Source organism: Nakamurella sp. (genome assembly GCF_048594475.1).
Classification (GTDB): domain Bacteria; phylum Actinomycetota; class Actinomycetes; order Mycobacteriales; family Nakamurellaceae; genus Nakamurella.
Genome location: NZ_JBMDXT010000268.1, coordinates 1 through 2,558, shown reverse-complemented (window position 1 = coordinate 2,558; position 2,558 = coordinate 1). Strand labels below are relative to the sequence as shown.

Below are 2,558 nucleotides of genomic sequence, written 5' to 3'. Positions count from 1 at the left end.
CCGGACCGGCCGCGCGGGCTGCGGGCGCTGCGTCGGTTCGGCCGGGACCGCCGGCCGGCGGCCCGCCGGCAGCGGGCCAGGGCGCGGCCGGCAGCCGGCGGCGCACAGGGAAGACCCAGCCGGTTCCTGGGTCGGGCTGGGGTGGGCCGACGACCGTGACGGCATGACGCTCGCCACCGCCCCGCGCCCGACCCGGTCGCCGGCGACGGCGCGGCGGCGGTCGCGGCTGACTGTGCGGCGGCCGTCCCGGCTGCCCGGTTGGCTGGGGCAGCTGGTCCGCTTCGCCGTGGTCGGCGGCGGCGCCAGCGGGCTGCAGCTGGCGGCGTACGCGTTCCTGACCGACGCCGTCGGAGCGCAGGCCGCCAACGTGGCCTCCTGGCTGGTCTCGACCCTGCTGGCCACCGAGCTGCACCGGCGGTTCTCGTTCGGCGGGTCGAGCGGCCGGACCGGCCCGGCCGGCCGGGCGGAGGGCGACCACGTCATCGGGGTGCTGACCGGAGCGGCCACGCTGCTGCTCTCCGCGGCCGCCCTGGCCGCGCTGGACGACCCGACGGGGACGGCCGGCGTGCTCGCGCTGGTCGCGGTGAATGGGCTGGTCGGCCTGCTGCGGTTCCTGGTGCTGCGCTGGTGGCTGCTGGACCGGCCCTCACGTGGGGGTATCGGCCCGCGGCGCGGGCGCTCCTGTCGGCGGGATCCGTCAGATTCCCGTCATCACTTGACCGTTGATTCGTCCGCGCCACGCGGGCTGTGCTGGGGCGAGTGGACGCGCGAACCCCGGGAGAGACGCCGTGAACGAGCATTCGAACACCGATATGACCAGCCCCACCACCGGATCGACCACCGGCCCGCGCGCCGGCACCACCCGGCCGGCGCCGCCCGCCCGGCGCAGCCGCCGGAGGATCGTCATCGCCTCGGTGGCGGTGGTCGCGGTGCTGGCCGCCGCGGTCGGCCTGGTCCTGTTCCAGCCCTGGAAGCTGTTCACCCGCAGCACCGTCGACGAGAGCTTCCCCGTCGCCGCGTCGGTCCCGGCTTCGGGGCCGGATTCGGGGCCCGGGTCCGTCCCGGCGTCGGCTCCCGTCACGGTCGCGGCCCTGCCCCCCACCGCCGGCGGCGACGCGACCACCCCGTCGGCCCCGGCGACCGCCGACCCCACCGACCAGGTCACCGTCGCGGCCGAGCCGGTGGCACTGGCCACGGGCACGTTCGTCGACGGTGAACACGCCACCAGCGGCACCGCGACGATCTTCCGGCTGCCGGACGGGTCGCGGGTCCTGCGCCTGGAGAACTTCTCCACCAGCGACGGTCCGGACGTGGACGTCGCCCTGTCCGACCAGAGGGCCGGCGGTGACGACTGGGGCAAGTACGACGACAGCCGCTACATCGCCCTCGGCGACCTCAAGGGCACCGACGGCAACCAGAACTACGTGATCCCACCGGACGTCGACCTGACCGGCCTGACCTCGGTCGTCATCTGGTGCGACCGGTTCAACGTGGCCTTCGGCACCGCTCCGATCTCCGTCTGACGCCGGGCCGGCCGGACCCGGTCAGGCGGGATCGGCGGGTCGAAGGCGCGAGGCGCGACGAGCACCAGCCGGTTGCCGGCCCCGGCCCGTGGCCGTTCGCTGATCAAAACCGCGTCCGATGCCCGATTCGCCCGCTCTGACCCCGGCTTTGATCAGCGAACCCGGTCGGGCCCCGCGGCAGGTCCTGCGGGCGATCCGGGAAGACCCCGACCGGACGGCTCAGGGGTGGGGTCAGCCCCACCCCCGGCGCGGGTGGTCGACCGCCCGCGGCGGCCCCCGAAGCCCTCCGGAAAAAGGCCGCCCGGACCCTCACCAGGATCAGGGCTAACCCTCTGACCTGCTCCTTCGATCATTTCTACCGTCGTTCTCACGGTCATGTACACGGTCGGTGACGGCACCGGCGATGACCGTCGAGGAGCTCGTCATGACCAGCGCCGCCCTGCTCGCCCCACCCGGTCTCCGGTCGGTCGGGGCGTCCCGGCCGGCGCGGGTGCGGGGGTGGGCGACGCCGGCGCGAACCGCCCCGCTGGCCCTCGTCGCGACCGGCGCGTCGGTGCCACCCCTGGTGCTGCTGCATCTGGACGCGCCGGCGCGGCTGTCCGCCGGCACCACCACGCTCAGCGACTACGTGGTGCTCACCCCGGGCGGCGGGCTGCTGTTCGCGCTGGCCACCGGCGCGCTCGCGCTGGCCGCTCTCGCCATCGCCCGCGGGCCGGCCGGCCCGGTCGGGCGGGTGCTGTTGCTGGCCTGGTCGGTGGCGCTGGTGCTGGTCGCCGTGTTCCCGACCAACCGGCCCGGCACCCCGGCCGACACCTCGTCCACCATCCACCTTTTGGCCGGGGCCGTGGTGTTCGGGCTGCCACCGATCGTCGGCCTCATCGTGGGGCGGTCCCGCCGACGGTCGGCCGGGCCGGACCGGGCCCACCGGACCCTGGTGGTCACCACCACGCTCAGCGCGGTGGTGAGTGCGGCGCTGATCCTGAACCGGATTCCCGGACTGTTCGGCCTGGATCAGCTGTCCTTGCCGCCGGGCCT

At 75.3% G+C, this 2,558-nt stretch carries 2 protein-coding genes and 1 pseudogene; all 3 read left to right on the top strand.

Features of this window, described 5'->3' with window-relative positions:
- Positions 1-163: 163 nt before the first annotated feature.
- A pseudogene (locus ACOJUF_RS12430) lies at positions 164-619 on the top strand (GtrA family protein); the annotation flags it as partial.
- 169 nt (positions 620-788) lie between these two features.
- The gene (locus ACOJUF_RS12425) at positions 789-1,523 is read left to right on the top strand and encodes a DM13 domain-containing protein (protein ID WP_420122162.1); all 735 of its coding nucleotides are present in this window, start codon (positions 789-791) and stop codon (positions 1,521-1,523) included.
- A gap of 403 nt (positions 1,524-1,926) precedes the next feature.
- The coding region (locus ACOJUF_RS12420; protein WP_420122161.1) for a DUF998 domain-containing protein at positions 1,927-2,558 on the top strand (632 nt) is incomplete at its 3' end.